This window comes from Pseudomonas taeanensis MS-3 (assembly GCF_000498575.2).
Lineage (GTDB): Bacteria > Pseudomonadota > Gammaproteobacteria > Pseudomonadales > Pseudomonadaceae > Aquipseudomonas > Aquipseudomonas taeanensis.
Genome location: NZ_AWSQ01000004.1, coordinates 677,128 through 691,202, shown reverse-complemented (window position 1 = coordinate 691,202; position 14,075 = coordinate 677,128). Strand labels below are relative to the sequence as shown.

10 protein-coding genes are annotated in these 14,075 nt (G+C 58.6%); 7 read left to right on the top strand and 3 right to left on the bottom strand.

Features of this window, described 5'->3' with window-relative positions; all coding sequences use genetic code 11:
- Positions 1–12: 12 nt before the first annotated feature.
- Positions 13–621 (bottom strand): cytochrome-c oxidase, cbb3-type subunit II, encoded by a 609-nt coding sequence (ccoO, locus tag TMS3_RS16715; RefSeq protein WP_025166429.1) that lies wholly within the window; start codon positions 619–621, stop codon positions 13–15.
- On the bottom strand, positions 621–2,060 hold the full coding sequence (ccoN, locus tag TMS3_RS16710; RefSeq protein ID WP_025166428.1) for a cytochrome-c oxidase, cbb3-type subunit I: 1,440 nt from the start codon (positions 2,058–2,060) through the stop codon (positions 621–623). The genes ccoO and ccoN overlap by 1 nt, the downstream gene beginning before the upstream one ends.
- A gap of 103 nt (positions 2,061–2,163) precedes the next feature.
- Between ccoN and TMS3_RS16705 the strand changes: the two genes are divergently transcribed.
- Positions 2,164–2,853: an alpha/beta family hydrolase gene (locus TMS3_RS16705; RefSeq protein WP_025166427.1), complete on the top strand. Its 690-nt coding sequence runs from the start codon at positions 2,164–2,166 to the stop codon at positions 2,851–2,853.
- A 91-nt stretch (positions 2,854–2,944) separates the two neighbouring features.
- Here TMS3_RS16705 and TMS3_RS16700 read toward each other — a convergent pair whose 3' ends face one another.
- Positions 2,945–4,510, bottom strand: a complete 1,566-nt coding sequence (locus TMS3_RS16700) for a methyl-accepting chemotaxis protein (RefSeq protein ID WP_025166426.1) — start codon at positions 4,508–4,510, stop codon at positions 2,945–2,947.
- Positions 4,511–5,533: 1,023 nt separating this feature from the next.
- Here TMS3_RS16700 and TMS3_RS16695 point away from each other — a divergent pair.
- The 6 genes from TMS3_RS16695 to algG all read left to right on the top strand — a co-directional run bounded on the left by TMS3_RS16695 (position 5,534) and on the right by algG (position 14,074).
- The gene (locus TMS3_RS16695) at positions 5,534–6,844 is read left to right on the top strand and encodes a nucleotide sugar dehydrogenase (RefSeq protein WP_025166425.1); all 1,311 of its coding nucleotides are present in this window, start codon (positions 5,534–5,536) and stop codon (positions 6,842–6,844) included.
- Positions 6,845–6,930: 86 nt separating this feature from the next.
- Positions 6,931–8,412 carry a mannuronan synthase gene (alg8, locus tag TMS3_RS16690; RefSeq protein WP_025166424.1) on the top strand — a complete coding sequence of 494 codons (1,482 nt, stop codon included), beginning with the start codon at positions 6,931–6,933 and terminating at the stop codon, positions 8,410–8,412.
- A gap of 69 nt (positions 8,413–8,481) precedes the next feature.
- Positions 8,482–9,660, top strand: a complete 1,179-nt coding sequence (locus tag TMS3_RS16685; RefSeq protein WP_025166423.1) for an alginate biosynthesis protein Alg44 — start codon at positions 8,482–8,484, stop codon at positions 9,658–9,660.
- Positions 9,657–11,036 (top strand): SEL1-like repeat protein, encoded by a 1,380-nt coding sequence (locus TMS3_RS16680; RefSeq protein WP_025166422.1) that lies wholly within the window; start codon positions 9,657–9,659, stop codon positions 11,034–11,036. The genes TMS3_RS16685 and TMS3_RS16680 overlap by 4 nt, the downstream gene beginning before the upstream one ends.
- Complete coding sequence (locus TMS3_RS16675; protein ID WP_029866431.1) at positions 11,033–12,520, top strand: alginate export family protein; 1,488 nt, start codon at positions 11,033–11,035, stop codon at positions 12,518–12,520. The genes TMS3_RS16680 and TMS3_RS16675 overlap by 4 nt, the downstream gene beginning before the upstream one ends.
- Positions 12,521–12,544: 24 nt before the next feature.
- Positions 12,545–14,074, top strand: a complete 1,530-nt coding sequence (gene algG / locus TMS3_RS16670) for a mannuronan 5-epimerase AlgG (protein ID WP_025166420.1) — start codon at positions 12,545–12,547, stop codon at positions 14,072–14,074.
- Position 14,075 lies beyond the last annotated feature (1 nt).

Sequence of the window (14,075 nt, the reverse complement as noted above, 5' to 3'; positions counted from 1 at the left end):
AGAGACATGGGCTTACCTCTTGCTCTTCACTGCGATGCCGAGTACTTGCAGGTAGGCAACCAGTGCGTCCATTTCACTCTTGCCCTTGACTGCCGCAGCGGCGCCGGTGATGTCGGTATCGCTGTAGGGCACGCCGAGAGTACGCATGGCCTTGAGCTTGGTATCGGTACCCTTGCCATCGAAAGTGTTCTCGACCAGCCAGGGATAGGCCGGCATCTTCGATTCCGGTACCACGTTGCGCGGGTTGAACAGGTGCGCGCGGTGCCATTCGTCCGAGTAGCGGCCGCCGACTCGGGCCAGATCCGGGCCGGTGCGTTTGGAGCCCCAGAGGAAGGGGTGATCCCAGACGCTCTCGCCGGCCACCGAGTAGTGACCGTAGCGCTCGGTTTCGGCGCGGAACGGACGGATCATCTGCGAGTGACAGCCCACGCAGCCCTCGCGGATATAGACGTCACGCCCTTCCAGTTGCAACGCGGTATAGGGCTTGAGGCCCGCTACCGGCTCGTTGGTGACATCCTGGAAAAACAGCGGAACGATCTGGGTCAGGCCGCCGATGCTGACGGCCAGCACCATCAACAGTGCCATCAGGCCGATATTCTTCTCGATGACTTCGTGTTTCATCAGTGGGCTCCCTCAAGCGAAAACTGTTCGGCAGCTGCTAGCTCGGCAGGTTTCGTGGCGCGTACGGTCTGCCAGGTGTTGTAAGCCATCAACAGCATGCCGAAGAAGAAGATCGCGCCACCGATGACCCGCACCACGAAGCCAGGATGACTGGCCTCCAGGGCTTCGACGAAGGAGTAGGTGAGGGTGCCGTCCTCGTTGACTGCGCGCCACATCAGGCCTTGGGCGATGCCGTTGACCCACATCGAAGCGATGTACAGCACGGTGCCGATGGTGGCTAGCCAGAAGTGCAGGTTGATCAGGGCGATGCTGTGCATCTGCGCGCGACCGTAGAGCTTGGGGATCATGTGATACAGCGAACCGATGGACACCATGGCGACCCAGCCGAGGGCACCGGCGTGTACGTGGCCGATGGTCCAGTCGGTGTAATGCGACAAGGCGTTGACCGTCTTGATCGCCATCATCGGGCCTTCGAAGGTGGACATGCCGTAGAAGGCCAGGGAGACCACCAGAAAACGCAGGATCGGGTCGGTGCGCAACTTATGCCAGGCGCCCGAGAGGGTCATCATGCCGTTGATCATGCCGCCCCAGCTGGGTGCCAGCAGCACCAGGGACATCACCATGCCCAGGCTCTGCGCCCAATCCGGCAGCGCGGTGTAGTGCAGGTGGTGCGGGCCGGCCCAGATATACAGGGTGATCAGGGCCCAGAAATGCACGATCGACAGGCGATAGGAGTAGACCGGGCGCTCGGCCTGTTTGGGCACGAAGTAATACATCATCCCGAGGAAGCCGGCGGTGAGGAAGAAACCCACGGCGTTATGCCCGTACCACCATTGCACCATCGCATCGGTGGCGCCGGAATAGATCGAATAGGATTTGGTCAGCGAGACCGGGATTGCCAGGTTATTGACCAGGTGCAGCAGGGCCACGGTGAGGATGAAGCCGCCGAAGAACCAGTTGCCGACATAGATGTGGCTGACTTTTCGGCGCATCACCGTGCCGAAGAATACGATGGCGTAGCTGACCCAGACGATAGTGATGAGGATGTCGATCGGCCATTCCAGCTCGGCATACTCCTTGGAGCTGGTGTAACCCAGCGGCAAGGTGATGGCGGCCAGCACAATCACCAGTTGCCAGCCCCAAAAGGTGAAGGCGGCCAGCCTGGGCGCGAACAGGGGCGCTTGCGAGGTACGTTGCACCGCGTAATAGCTGGTGGCGAACAAGGCACAGCCGCCGAAGGCGAAGATCACCGCATTGGTGTGCAGCGGGCGCAGGCGACCGAAGCTGGTCCAGGGCAGGTCGAAGTTCAATTCTGGCCAAGCCAGCTGAGAGGCGATCAGTACGCCGAGCCCCATGCCGACGATGCCCCACACCACCGTCATAATGGTGAACTGGCGAACCACCTTGTAGTTATAGGCGGCACTGGTTGTTGTGTTCATGTCTGGGCTTCCATCCTGGGTTGTGGCAGAACGTTCGAAAAGCTCGGAGTCGCGCTGGCAAAGGAGCTGGCGCGGACCGACGGATTTCCAAAGCGAGGCAAGCATGAGCAAAGGACAGGGCGCGGGTATTGACGGGGATCAATACGGGCAAGGGCAGGAACACGATGGCTGGCTGTGGAATCGGCCCACTGGGGAGCGCGGGGCGACCCTGATACTCGCCCACGGCGCCGGCGCTCCGATGGACAGCGGCTTCATGACACAAATGGCTGAACTGCTGGCCGCGCGTGGCGTCGCGGTGCTGCGTTTCGAGTTCGCCTACATGGCGGCGCGGCGACAGGATGGCAAGAAACGCCCCCCCAATCCGCAGGCCAAACTGCTGGAACAGTGGCGTGAGGTCTATGGCCAGGTGCGGCAACAGGTCGCTGGGCCGCTGGCCATCGGCGGTAAGTCAATGGGTGGGCGCATGGCCAGTCTACTGGTCGATGAGCTGGACGCCGATGCGTTGGTCTGCCTGGGTTATCCGTTCTATGCCGTGGGTAAGCCGGACAAACCGCGGGTCGCGCACCTGGCGGAGCTGCACGCGCCGGCTCTGATCGTCCAGGGCGAGCGCGACGCCCTGGGCAATCGACCGGCAGTGGCTGACTACCAATTGTCGGCGTCGATCCATGTGCATTGGCTGGAAGCCGGAGATCACGACCTCAAACCGCTGAAAAGCTCGGGATTCAGCCATGAGCAGCACTTGCAGCGTACGGCCGACGAGGTGGCGGAGTTTTTGCTGCGCAGCTGCAGCTGACGGGGGTGATGGGACGATCTCGGGGAAACTAAAACGCCCGGCTGTGAATATTATTCATTCACAGCCGGGCGTTGGTCACTGCTGCATTTAACTAGCGGTTGAAGCGTTCCACCAGGGAGTACTGGCCTTGCGCGGTGGCAGTCAGTTCGCCGCTGAGTTTGGCACTGCTCTGCGCTTCGACGGCGGTTTGATCAGCCAGTTGGGCGATGTTGGTGATGTTGCGGTTGATCTCGTCGGCCACGGCGCTTTGCTCTTCAGCCGCTGCGGCGATCTGGTCGGCCATGTCGGCGATGTTGGCCACCGAGTCGCTGATCCCAGCCAGAGCATTGTCAGCTTGCAGTACGCGCTCGACGCCATCGTCAGCTTGCTTGCGACCAATCTCCATGGTCATCACCGCTTCTTCGGCGGTGCGCTGCAGTTTGGCAATCAGCTGGTGGATCTGCCCGGTGGATTCGGCGGTGCGCTGCGCCAGTGATCGCACTTCATCGGCGACTACCGCGAAGCCCCGACCCATTTCGCCGGCACGCGCCGCTTCGATGGCAGCGTTTAGCGCGAGCAGGTTGGTCTGGTCGGCGATGCCTTTGATCACATCAACCACGCCACCAATCTCGTTGCTGTCCTTGGCCAGTCGCGTGACGGTTTCGCCGGTTTCGCCGACCGACAACGACAGGCGCTGGATCGCTTCGCGGGTTTCCGCGGCGATGGTGCGGCCTTGGCTGGTCAGGCGGTTGGCTTCCTGCGTGGCGATGGCGGTGCGCGCCACGTTGCTGGCTACTTCGAGCGTGGTGGCGGCCATTTCATTGACTGCGGTGGCGACTTGTTCGGTCTCCTGGCGTTGGCGATCCAGGCCAGCCGAGCTGTTGTGCGCCAGGGTGTCGGCTTGCTTGGCTTGCTGGGACAGGTTCTCGGCGCTGTCCTGCAGGCGGGTCAGGCAGGTTTTCAGTCGTGCTTCCTGGCTGAGCATGGACATTTCCAGGCGACCTTGGGCGCCGCGGCTGTCGGTATACATTTGCGCGATCAGCGGATCGGAAGTGGATTGCTCGGCCAGCTGCAGCAGGCGCTTGAGGCCTCGTTGTTGCCAGTTCAGAGCGGCCAGGCCGAGCGGCACCGAGAGCATCGCGGCGATGGCAAAGCCCCAGTGGGAGTCGAACCAGGCGCCGATCAGGAAGCCGATCTGGCTGATGAGGATAAAGGGCAGCCAGTTTTGCAGGGTGGGTAACCACTGGTCACGGCTGGGCACCGCCGACTTGCCAGCATTGATTCGTCGATACAGTGCTTCGGCGCGGCTCACTTGCTCGGTGGTCGGTTTGACCCGCACCGATTCATAGCCCACCAGCTTGCCGTTCTCCAGCACCGGGGTGGCGTAAGCATTGACCCAGTAGTAATCGCCGTTCTTGCAGCGATTCTTGACGATGCCCATCCAGGGGCGTCCCTGCTTCAGGGTGCTCCACATATGGGCAAAAACAGCGGGGGGAACATCCGGGTGGCGTACCAGATTGTGTGCCGAGCCGAGCAGCTCATCTTGGGTAAAGCCGCTGATCTTGATGAAGGCATCGTTGCAATAGGTAATCACACCCTTGCTGTCGGTGGTCGAGATCAGTCGCTGCTCGGAAGGATAAGTACGTTCGCGCTGAGTGATGGGCTGGTTGTTTTTCATGCTGTTCTTCCGTAAGGCGTACGACGGCTATCGGCGTCAATCCGGCAAAGTTGAGCCGTTTGTTTGCGGCGCAGTGTAACCAGTTTTATCGGGCTGGCGAACCGGCAGGTAGCCATTGCTGCTGTGCTTGCTGAACGATCCGGAACGATCAGGTATGCCGTTGTTAAGCCGATATAGTTACTCGGCTATTTGCAGGCTCGCCGTAGAGTTAATCCACTTGGGCTTCTAGGGGTGAGGGCAGGCAGGCTGGCCCAGTTATAAACGACGCAGTGCACTGCCTAGATCCCGATGAAGAGTCAGGCTTGCGAATGGGGCTGATGAAATGATCCATGCGGTGGGTTGGCTGAATATCCATCCAGATCAATGTCTGATGGGTCGCTCGAGGGCCCACGCCGAAACCTTCTGATGAGCTTATAAGCATGAATGCATTGGCGAAATGTCCTTGCTTGTAAATGTTTAAACCTGGTTTTTTTGCCGCTCTGATGAGGTGGGTTTAAGTACTGATGTTCCACCTTTATGCGATTTAAAGTTATCGGTGGTCGTTGCTGATGCTTGCTGAAGTTGCTTGTGTTGATTATTTGTCGCCTATTATTTGACGAATTTAAATACTTGCGTCATTGAAAATCATGTCCTTAGATTCGTACTGTTGCTCATTATTCAGAGCATTAAAAAAGGACTGATATTTCGGTATTTGGCTTGTCCGTATGTTTGCTGTTGGTCAGCGAATAATGCTGTTCGGCCCAGGTTTCATAAGCCTTTGCGCTGATGTTATGACGCCAAATATTTAGCTGTTTGTTTATTGACGTCAACTGTATTGCTTGTTTGGTGCCTCTTGCTGTGAGCACTTGGTTAGCATATTGGTTGGCACTCAATTTGCTTTCTGTGGTGAGGGGCGATGATAGGACAGTTGTTTTGTTGTCTGGGAACAAAGTGGCATGCCTGCTCTGGGTCGTCATCGTTCTGAATAGATATCCGCTGTTAGCTTGCTGTCCGATTTTATTGGTCTGCTAAAGGAGTCTAGCAATGCGCATCAGTATCTTTGGACTTGGGTATGTGGGGGCTGTTTGTGCGGGATGTTTGTCTGCTCGGGGCCATCAGATTGTCGGGGTTGATGTCACGCCGCTCAAAATAGAGCTGATTAACAAGGGGCAGTCGCCGATTGTCGAGCTAGGACTGGAGGCGCTCCTGCTAAAGGGCGTCAGTAGCGGCAATCTGCGCGGTACTCTCGATGTGCGTGATGCTGTGATGAATTCAGAAGTGTCGTTTGTCGCGACACCTACGCCAAGCAAGCGCAATGGTGACCTGGACGTTTCCTATATTGCTCAGGTGTGTGAACAGATTGGCAGGGTGCTGCCAGAGAAGGCAGGCCGTCACACCATCGTGGTGCGCAGTACGGTACTGCCGGGGACTGTGAAAAGCGTGGTCATTCCGATGTTGGAAAAACATTCGGGAATGAAGGCGGGTACCGACTTCGGTGTCGCGGTAAATCCGGAGTTCCTCCGCGAAAGCACGGCCATTCAAGATTACGATTTCCCTGCTATGACAGTGATTGGCGAGTTGGACAAGGCATCTGGCGATCTACTCGAAGCCATTTATAGTGAGCTGGACGCGCCTATCATCCGCAAGAGCATCGAAGTCGCGGAGATGATCAAGTACACCTGTAATGTCTGGCATGCCACCAAGGTCACCTTTGCCAACGAGATCGGCAACATCGCCAAGGGCGTGGGCGTCGATGGGCGCGAGGTGATGGAAGTCATTTGTCAGGACCACAAACTCAATCTCTCCAAATACTACATGCGCCCAGGCTTTGCTTTTGGAGGGTCCTGCCTGCCGAAGGATGTGCGCGCGCTGACTTATCGCGCCAGTCAACTCGATATTGAGCACCCACTGTTGCACTCGATCATGCGCAGCAATCGGGTGCAGGTGGAAAGAGCCTTCGACATCATCGCCAGCTGCGACAAGCGGCGCATTGCTCTGCTTGGCCTCTCCTTCAAATCCGGGACCGATGATCTGCGCGAAAGCCCGTTGGTCGAGCTTGCCGAGATGTTGATTGGCAAGGGTTATGACCTGCGCATCTACGACAGCAACGTCGAGTACGCCCGGGTTCACGGTGCTAATAAGGAGTACATCGAATCGAAGATTCCGCATGTTTCATTCCTATTGCACGCCGACCTCAGTGAGGTCCTGGAGCAGGCAGATGTAATCGTGCTTGGCAACAACGATCCGCAGTTCGCCAGCGTGGTCAGCAACTTACCTGAGGGAAAGAAAATCGTCGACCTGGTGGGCTTCATGACGGAGACCAGCAGTGCCTCGATGGAAGGCATTTGCTGGTAGGGGCAGCACGCTGTTCGCGGGGATAGGGGAAATCACCCATTACCCTTGCCGCAGCGGTTAGGTACACATGGGAGGGACGCTAGGGTATGGACGGGTTCGGACGATTTTTGCGTGAATGCGCAGGCTGGCTTTTCTATTGCCTGGCGCTGATGCTGCTGGCGCTGGCGCTGCCACAAACGGTGTTCGACGCAGAGTCGAAAGACTTCATCCTACTGCTCGGTGCCGTTGGGATTTGGCGCTACTCCATGGGTGCCATCCATTATGTGCGCGGGCTGATCTTCCTATATCTGGTCTTCCCCCACTACCGTAGGCAAGCGCGCAAGCTCGGTGAGGCAGCGCAGCCCTCCCATGTCTTCTTGCTGGTGACCAGCTTTCGCATCGATGCCTTGACCACCGCGCAGGTATACCGTTCGGTTCTTGAGGAAGCTATCGACTGTGGCTACCCAACCACGGTGGTCTGCTCACTGGTGGAAATGTCCGATGAGCTGTTGATCAAGAGCCTGTGGAGCAAGCTCAACCCTCCGGCACGGGTGAAGCTGGACTTCGTGCGTATCGCCGGTACCGGCAAACGGGATGGACTGGCCTACGGTTTCCGAGCTATTTCCCGGCACCTGCCGGATGACGATGCCGTGGTGGCCGTGGTCGACGGCGATACCGTACTGACGCCAGGGGTGATCAAGGCCACGACGCCATACTTCAAGTTGTTCCCAAAAGTTGGCGGACTGACCACCAACGAGTTCTGTGAGGTGCGCGGCAGTTACGCCATGAGTGAGTGGCACAAGCTGCGCTTCGCTCAGCGTCACATCAGCATGTGCTCCATGGCGCTATCCAAGCGGGTGTTAACGCTTACCGGGCGCATGTCGGTGTTTCGTGCGCGGGTGGTGACCGATCCGGGGTTCATTGCCGATGTGGAAAATGACTCGCTGAATCACTGGCGATTGGGGCGTTTCAAGTTTCTCACCGGTGACGATAAGTCCAGCTGGTACAGCCTGATGCGCCTCGGTTACGACACCTTCTACGTGCCGGACGCGGCGATTCACACCGTGGAACATCCACCGGAGAAAAGCTTCCTCAAGGCCAGCCGCAAACTGATGTTCCGTTGGTACGGCAATAACCTGCGGCAGAACTCCCGTGCCTTGCACCTGGGGCCATGGCGTCTGGGCTGGTTCACCTGTGTAGTGCTGTTCGACCAGCGGGTATCGATGTGGACCAGTCTGCTCGGGCCGGTGGTGGCGATACTGGCCAGCATCAAATACAGCATCGTGTTCATGCTGATCTACCTGCTGTGGATCGGTCTCACCCGGTTGCTGCTGACACTTCTGTTGCTGACGTCCGGGCACCGGGTAGGGCCCGCATTCCCACTGATTCTTTATTACAACCAGATAGTCGGCGCGCTGGTGAAGGTGTACGTCTTCTTTCGCCTCGACCGGCAATCCTGGACACGCCAGGACACCAAGCTGGATCGAGGGCTGCAGAGCTATCAGCGCTGGTTCAACACCTGGTCTTCGCGGGCCATGACGTTTTCCGCAGCCAGCGTTTTTCTGGCCGTGTTGATGAGTGTCGTCTGAGGGTAGGGAACGGGAGAGGTATCGAGACCAGTTCCGCTGGGTTTTTATTGGAGTTCGGGAGGGATTTTCATGAGCGTAGCGACCGTTGTATCCGGTAATACGAACGTCGTCCATGAGTCGGAAGCGCAGCGTCAGTATGCGCGGCTGAAGATGCCGGCGAGGATTCGTTTCCTGGGCCCCGATCGAGAAACGTTTGAGAGCGAGCTACTGGACTTGTCCGCAGGTGGCTTCAGCTTCGTTCAGAGCAACCAGGCAATGAGACTTGGCGGGCATCACAAGGGGGCGCTGGTGTTTCAGATCGATGGGTTGAGCATGACCATCGATGTGGAGTTTCAGGTGCGCTCCATTTATGCCGAAGACCAGCGTGTCGGCTGCGAGTTTCACAAGCTACGGCCGCGTGAAATCGCCGCGTTGCGCTATCTGATTACCTCCTATACCAGCGGTGAAATGGTCACCATGGGCGATATGCTCAGTACCCTGCAGCGCGACAACTTTGCCAAGGCGCGCAAGGGTCAAGAGGGTGGTGGCGGCATGGGCTTCTTCTCACGGCTACGCGCACTCAGCTTCAGTTTGCTGATCTTCCTGGTCGGTGTTGGCGCCTGCGCTTACATCATCAACCAACTCTACAGCCTGTATTTCGTCACCCATGCGGATTCCGCCATGGTCAGCCTGCCAGGCCAGCAGGTCAGCATGCCGCGTGAAGGCGTGCTGCAGGTGGGCCTGGTCAAGGTTGGCAGCGAGGTGGCCAAGGGCGCGCCATTGGCGACGTTCACCGCAACCATGCTGGATGTGCTGAAGAGCAGTCTGCCAGCCGAGCAGATGACCCCGGAAAACATCGAGCGGCTGTTCAGCAAGACCTTGCAGGGTACCCTGACCAGTCCATGCGATTGCCGGGTGGTGGCGCAGTACGTCGGTGACGGCCAGTCGGCGAGCAAGGGGGTTCCGGTATTTGAGCTGGTGCCGCTGAAGGGTGTGGCGACCATCGAAGCACGCTTCCCTTACAAAGCCTTCAGCAAAGTGCAGCCGGGTACTCGCGTGCAGGTGCAGGTCTCTGGCGAGAGCACTCCGCGTAACGGCAAGATCGACTCGGTCTCCTTGCAGCAGGGTGGCCTGGCTTCAGACATCCGCGTCTCGATCGTCACCGATGAACCCTTGAGCCCGCAGGTGGCTGGGCGTCCGGTTGAGGTGACGATTGACGGTCTGCCGGGCAATGTGTTGATTGAAAAAGTCATGGCAGCAGGAAAATGAAGCGCCCCCTGTTCTACGTGACGCTGCTCGCCCTGCTGCAAGGCTGCGCCGGCTTACCGGACCAGCAACTGGCCAAGGAAGCCTTGCAGCGCGGCGATAACGCCAGTGCTCGACAGCAGTATGAAGAGCTGGCGCGGATGGGTTATGTGGATGCGCAGATTGCGCTCGGCGACCTGCAGCTCGACAGTCAGGATCCGCAACAGGCCGAGCAGGCTGAACACCTTTATCGACAGGCCGCACTGCATTCGCCGAGGGCGCAGTCGAGGCTCGGACGGCTGCTATTGCGCCAGGGTGGGGCGAGCGATAGCCAGCTGAAGGAAGCCGAACAGCTGCTGAGCAAGGCCATCGAGCAGGGTGAGTACAGTGCCGTGGAGCCATTGACGCTGCTGTATCTGAGTTACCCGCAGCTATCACCCTCAGTCGATCCGCAGCAGCAGGTCAACGCCTGGCGAGAGCAGGACATCGTCGAGTCCGAACTGGCGCAGATACTCATCTATCGCAGCAACGGCAGCTATGTCGCTCACCTCGATGAGATCGAACAGAAATGTCGGTTGCTCCTGCATCAGCAGAGTGTTTGCTACAACGAGTTGGCTACGGTCAACCGCCTGCGTGATCAGCCCGCGGCGCAAGCCGCTTTGCTCAAGGAGTTGCGTGCGGCGTATGCCAATCGCTGGGTGGCTCCAAGTCGGGTCGAGTCCGTAGCGCGGACTCTGGTTGACTCGAGAATTCCCGCGCCGGTGGACCTGAGTAATGCTCAGGCGCTGCTGCAGGAGGTCGCCCCTGCTTATCCCCCAGCCTGGGCCTCGCTCGCCAAGTTGCTGTTCGACTACCCGGCTCTGGGTGACTCCGAGCAGATGCTTGGCTATCTGCAGCGTGGCCGTGAGGCCGGTGACAGCCGTGCCGAGCTGCTCACCGGACGGTTGTACTACGGTGGTCAGGTGCTGGAGCAGAATCCACAGCTAGCGGAGCAGCATCTGCTGCGGGCGGCTGAAGAACAAGCAACGGCGCACTATTACCTCGGACAGATCTACCGTCGTGGCTACTTTGGCGAAGTGTATCCACAGAAAGCCGTCGATCATCTGCTGCTGGCTGCACGTGGCGGGCACCGGAGCGCCGACTTGGCTCTGGCGCAGTTGTTCAGCGAGTCGCGCGGGGTCAAGGTCAACCCGATCAACGCCTATGTTTTCGCGCAAATGGCGCGGCTTCAGGGGGGCGTTGAAGCCAGCGAATTGATCAGCAGCCTGGAGCAAAGCATGCGCCCGAATGAGCGCCAAAAAGCCATGCAGATTCTTCAAGAAGAACAGCTGACGCGACAAGTCAATCCTGCGAGACTCGGTACTTTTCAATCGCTGGAAAAAGGAATGGACGTGCTATGAAAAAACTGATAGTTCGCTGTGTAGGCGCAGGGGTAGTGCTGAGTACTTCGTTACTTTGGGGCGAAACAGCATTGGCCGCACTCAGTCCGGACAAGAACTTCGGTCTGGACATCAAGTTTACCGGCCAGTCCGAGGATGACCGCGACCTGGGCACTCGTCGGGGTGGCGATGTACTGGGCTTAGGTCTGGACGTACGGCCCTGGTTCTATGGCCAGCGCGGTAACTGGAGCGCTTTCGCCCTAGGGCAGGCAGTGACGGCGACCGATATCATCGAAACCGACACCCTGCAGTCCACCGACCTCGGTACCGAGTCCGGCAGCAGTGGCAACAACGATCGTCAGCCGGACAAGAGCTACCTGGCCTTGCGTGAATTCTGGATCGGCTATTCCGGTTTCACCGCCTACCCGGGCGAAGAGTTGCGCCTCGGTCGCCAGCGCCTGCGCACTGACGATGGGATGTGGCGTGACACTAATATCGAAGCGTTGAACTGGACCTTCGACACCACCTTGCTGCGTGCCCACCTGGGTGCGGCCGAGCGCTTCAGCGAATACCGCACCGACCTCGACGAGCTGGATCCAGAGGATGAGGACCGCCTGCATCTGTATGGCGATATCTCGACCCAGTGGCAACCGGGCCAATGGGTTGGCATCCGCGCGCACCACAGTCGCGATGACGGCAATCTGCCGAGTCCAGGCGAGCGCGTCGACGAACTCGACAAGACCAGCACTGGTGATCTCACCTGGTTGGGTCTGGAAGCCAACAGCGATGCCTACAACTACCGCAACCAGAACCCGCTCAACTACTGGGTCAGCGCCACCTGGCTGACCGGTGACCGAGACACGCTGAATACCAGCACGGTCGGCGGCCAGACAATCGCTACCGGCAAGCAAGGCGGCAACGTCAGTGCCTGGGCCACCGATCTGGGTATTCGGTTGCGCCTGGACCCCAGCTGGCAAGTTGGTGCGGCCTACGCTCGCGGTAGCGGCGGTGGCGGTGACGACGGCTCGGGCAACTATCAACAAACTGGCTTGGAGAGCAATCGCTCCAACTACACCGGGACCCGCTCGCGAGCGCATCGTTTCGGTGAGGCCTTCCGCGGCGAGTTGAGCAACCTCCAGGTAGCGACGCTGTTTGGCTCCTGGCAGCTGCGTGAGGACTACGACGCCAGCCTGATCTACCACAAATTCTGGCGGGTCGATGACAAGCAGCCACTCGGCAGCAGCGGAGTCAATGCGCGGGTCAACGACAACGGTGTCACTCGCTCGCTGCAAAATGGCGAAAAAGATGTGGGCCAGGAAGTCGACTTGATCCTGACCAAGTACTTCAAGGAGGGCCTGTTGCCGGCCTCTATGAGTCAGGCAATCGATGAGCCTTCGGCATTGGTGCGTTTACGCGGTGGTCTGTTCAAACCGGGCGATGCCTACGGCTCAGATGTTGATTCGTACATGCACCGCGTCTTTGTCGACGCTATCTGGCGGTTCTGAACCAGGCGCCTGGAAGGAGGTTTTATGCACGCATTAATCAAGCTGGCGTTACCCCTTGCAGGCGTTTTTGCCTGTGTCCTGGCCCAGGCGGATACTCTCGAGTCGCTGCCTGGAGGCTATAGGGTCAGCGCCGCGTCGGGCATCTCGCTACAACTGGAGCCCCCGGTGCTGCCTGACCTGTCGGGTTACACCGCAGCTGCGGTGCAGGCAAAAATACAGCGTAAACCCGAAGGCAGGGCGGTCATCAAGGGTATGTTGCACGAGAACTCACTGGATGAGTTCATCGGGGGGGAAGAGCGCTTACGCGAGTGGGTGGTGCGACAGAAACGCATGCCCCAGGCGATCTTTATCGAGAAGGGCTATATGAATAGCGCGGCGCTGGCCCGGCAGTTACCGAAATCCGCTTTTGCCGAGACTGCACCGGGTATTTACCTCGCACGTCTGCCGATTATCGTGCGCCAGGGCGCCACTCTGCACATCGACAAGGACACCAAAGAACTTCGCTTGTCCCAGGAGGCGGGCGCTTTCCTGGTCAACGATGGTCGAATGTTCATCACCGACACCAAGGTCACCGCCTGGCGTGAGAAGGAAAATACGCCGGCCTATTGGCGCGACGGCAAGGAGTTTCGTCCTTATTTTCTGGCCTGGGGCGGTACCGAGACCTATGTGGTCGACAGCGTCATCAGCAGTTTCGGTTACGACGCGAGTAAGGCCTACGGTTTCAGCATCTCGCAGTACAGCCCGGGCATGGCGCCGAAGATGAAGCGAGCACGGCCTACCGGCTGGCTGCTTAATTCACGCTTTATCGACATGTGGTATGGCTTCTACTGCTATGAAGCCGATGACGTGGTGATCCGCGGCAATAGCTATGAAAACAACATCGTCTACGGCATTGACCCGCATGACCGTTCGCGGCGGTTGATCATCGCCGAGAACGAAGCGTTCGGCACCCGCAAGAAGCACGGCATCATCGTTTCCCGTGAGGTCAATGACAGCTGGATCTTCAATAACAAGTCCTATGACAACCAGCTCTCCGGCATCGTCCTCGACCGCAGCAGCGTGAACAATCTGGTCGCTTACAACGAGACTTACAAGAATTACTCCGACGGCATCACCCTGTACGAAAGCTCGAACAATCTGCTTTGGCAGAACCGCAGCATGAGCAACCGTCGGCATGGTATCCGGGTGCGCAATAGCCTCGGAGTCAGCCTTTACGAGAACATCCTGGTGGCCAACCACCTGACCGGTATCTATGGCCATATCAAGGACTTGAGTGGCAGTGAGCGCAATTTCGAAGAAGATCCCTACGAGACCAGCGTGTCCATGCGCATAGTCGGCGGACAAATGATTGGTAACGGCTCCAGTCCGATCTCCGTGCATTCGCCGAGCAAGCTCGAACTCTACAAACTGACCATCCTCGCTCCGCAAAAGGCCTCGGGCATATCCTTCTCGGGTTTGCTGGGCGAGCGTCAGGGCGAAATCATGGACATTCTGCTGCGCCAACAACAGGCGGTGCTGATCGAGCCCGTTGGCAGCCTGGCAAGCAAGGAGTGAT

What these genes read in the sequence shown, in the direction of transcription:
- TMS3_RS16685 (WP_025166423.1), top strand. Translation starts at nt 8,482, where the DNA reads ATGAGCGTAGCGACCGTTGTATCCGGTAATACGAACGTCGTCCATGAG.
- algG (WP_025166420.1), top strand. Translation starts at nt 12,545, where the DNA reads ATGCACGCATTAATCAAGCTGGCGTTACCCCTTGCAGGCGTTTTTGCC.
- TMS3_RS16700 (WP_025166426.1), bottom strand. Translation starts at nt 4,510, where the DNA reads ATGAAAAACAACCAGCCCATCACTCAGCGCGAACGTACTTATCCTTCC.
- alg8 (WP_025166424.1), top strand. Translation starts at nt 6,931, where the DNA reads ATGGACGGGTTCGGACGATTTTTGCGTGAATGCGCAGGCTGGCTTTTC.
- TMS3_RS16680 (WP_025166422.1), top strand. Translation starts at nt 9,657, where the DNA reads ATGAAGCGCCCCCTGTTCTACGTGACGCTGCTCGCCCTGCTGCAAGGC.
- ccoN (WP_025166428.1), bottom strand. Translation starts at nt 2,060, where the DNA reads ATGAACACAACAACCAGTGCCGCCTATAACTACAAGGTGGTTCGCCAG.
- ccoO (WP_025166429.1), bottom strand. Translation starts at nt 621, where the DNA reads ATGAAACACGAAGTCATCGAGAAGAATATCGGCCTGATGGCACTGTTG.
- TMS3_RS16675 (WP_029866431.1), top strand. Translation starts at nt 11,033, where the DNA reads ATGAAAAAACTGATAGTTCGCTGTGTAGGCGCAGGGGTAGTGCTGAGT.
- TMS3_RS16705 (WP_025166427.1), top strand. Translation starts at nt 2,164, where the DNA reads ATGAGCAAAGGACAGGGCGCGGGTATTGACGGGGATCAATACGGGCAA.
- TMS3_RS16695 (WP_025166425.1), top strand. Translation starts at nt 5,534, where the DNA reads ATGCGCATCAGTATCTTTGGACTTGGGTATGTGGGGGCTGTTTGTGCG.